This window comes from Cellvibrio sp. BR (assembly GCF_000263355.1).
In the GTDB taxonomy this organism is placed as follows: domain Bacteria; phylum Pseudomonadota; class Gammaproteobacteria; order Pseudomonadales; family Cellvibrionaceae; genus Cellvibrio.
The window spans coordinates 1-2335 of the sequence record NZ_JH668215.1 but is presented as its reverse complement, the minus strand read 5'-3'; the positions used below and the strand labels follow the sequence as shown (position 1 = coordinate 2335).

At 58.6% G+C, this 2335-nt stretch carries 1 protein-coding gene; it reads left to right on the top strand.

Translation table 11 applies throughout. The features are described from left to right. Positions 1–2335, top strand: a 2335-nt coding sequence (locus O59_RS20730) for a choice-of-anchor U domain-containing protein (RefSeq protein WP_304412010.1), incomplete at both ends; no start/stop codon positions are given.

Sequence of the window (2335 nt, the reverse complement as noted above, 5' to 3'; positions counted from 1 at the left end):
ACGATGATGTAGGTACCACCACCGGAATCGTCATCACCGTTAGCGACGGCACCTTGAGTGCGTCACTGCCAGCCTTCAATCTGGAAGTGATTGAAACCATCGACCCATTGCAGCCGGTGGTTACTGCACCGGAAGATATCGCCATCAACGCCACCGGGCTTTACACACCGGTAAGCCTGCGTCAGTTGTTGAGCCTCAACGCCTCGGCGACCCAGGAGCAGGTGGATGCGATTCTCAACAGCATGGCCAGTGATGGGGTGAGTGGTAATACCTGTTGCACCACCAATCCTGAAGGCTTGAACGTCAACAATGTATTGCTCTTGCCACCGGGTCGTCATGAAGTGAGCTGGAGTGCGATCAACGGAGCCGATGTCACGGGTACCGCTACGCAAGTGGTCGATATCCGTCCGCTGGTATCCCTGAGCAAGTCACAAATCGCCATCCGTGGCAGTGCGGTGGAATTCCGTGTGCTGCTTAATGGCAAAGCGCCGGAATACCCTGTCGCGATACCCTACGTGATCGACGCGGCTACTACCGCAGGCACTACCGAACACAATCTGGTCAATGGCTTGGCCAACTTCACCGAAGCAGGGCAGGTCGAAGTGATAGTGCCAGTGCAACTGGCTACCCTCAGTGGCTTGAGCGACAGTGAACTGGTGGTACGTTTGGATGGCGATATCAATGCCGGTGTCGCCAACAGCCACACCATCCGTATCCGCGAAGGCAATATCGCCCCGATGGTGAGCCTGCAGTTGACGCAAGGGGGTGTAAACACCATCCAGATTACCCCTGCCGGCGGCCCGGTCACCCTGACCGCCACCGTCACCGACCTGAACCCCGGCGATACCCACAGCTACAACTGGTCAGCCAGTGACACAGCGCTGGGCGATACCGACGGCAACCCGGTCAACAACACCCTGGTGTTCGACCCGAGCAACTTGAGCGGTCGTCATCAGGCACAAGTGACCGTCACCGACACCGGTGGTGCCACTGCCAACGTACAGCTCTACTTCCGTGTCGTACCGAGCCTGCCAGTGCTAGTACCGGATGCCGACACCGACGGCGATGGTGTTACTGACACCAACGAAGGCTTTGGCGACACCAACGGCAACGGTATCCCCGACTATCTGGACAACATGCCCACCAGCAACATCCTGCCGCAGCAGGGCGCGATCACTAACGCCTACCTGATCGAATGTGATCCCGGTGTGCGGTGTGGCCTCGGCCAATTTGCGTTGGTCGGCGAGTCTGGCGGTGTGCAAATCCTTAACGAAGAGCTGGGCACTACCGGTGAATTGATCATCGACCCCACCTTTGAACCGGTGGGAGGCATCTTTGACTTCGTGATCAACGACCTGCCAACCCTGGGTCAAAGTGTGCGCATAGTGATCCCGCAAGTAGCGCCGATTCCCGCCAATGCGGTCTATCGCAAATACCAGGATGGCCGTTGGGTCAACTTCATCAGCAATGCCAACAACAGCATCTTCTCCGCCCCCGGCAACCCCGGTTACTGCCCGCCACCGGGCAACCCGGATTGGACACCCGGCCTGACCGCCGGCAACCTCTGCGTCCAGCTGACCATTGAAGACGGAGGGCCGAACGACGATGACGGCCTGATCAACGCCGCGATTGTGGACCCGGGCGCCGTGAGTGTTGCACTGCCGGTGGAACCACCCCCTCCGCCACCGCCAGCGCCGGATGTAAACCTCAAATCCAAAGGCGGTGGTGCGATAGATGGACTCTGGCTCTTGTTATTAGGAAGCGTATTGATGATGAAATGGATCACGGGAACAAACCGCCGGGGCTTGATCGCCCTGGCCCTGATTGCCACCTCGGCCTCCAGCCAGGCGCTGACCGACGGCAAAGCCTATGTGCGGGTAGATGTTTACAAAGTAGAAGGCGACCAACGCGAAGCGACGTTCACTCAAGCCCTGAGCGCCGCCGGTCACGAGTTCACGGTTGATAAGTACGACATCGACCGTCGCGGCTACCAAATCGCCTTTGGCTACCAATGGCACGACTACACCTACAGCGAACTGGGCTATCTGGAACTGGGCGATGTAACAGTGGATATGACCCTCGACGGCGACACCGACCTGACGGCATTCAAACGCGACTTCGCGAATGCCTACCCGGTCAGCGCCAGCGGCTGGACGGCGGTGCAGGGGTTAACCCTGCTGCGCGACCAGCCGGTGAATATCTCATTGGAAGCGGGCGCCTATTTCTGGCAGGACGAAAAAGAGACCAACCAGCAACCCATCACCCTGCAAAGTGACAGTGGTGTTGCACCGCTGGCGGGTATTCGGTTGGATTTAGGGCTGACCAAAAACCTGTC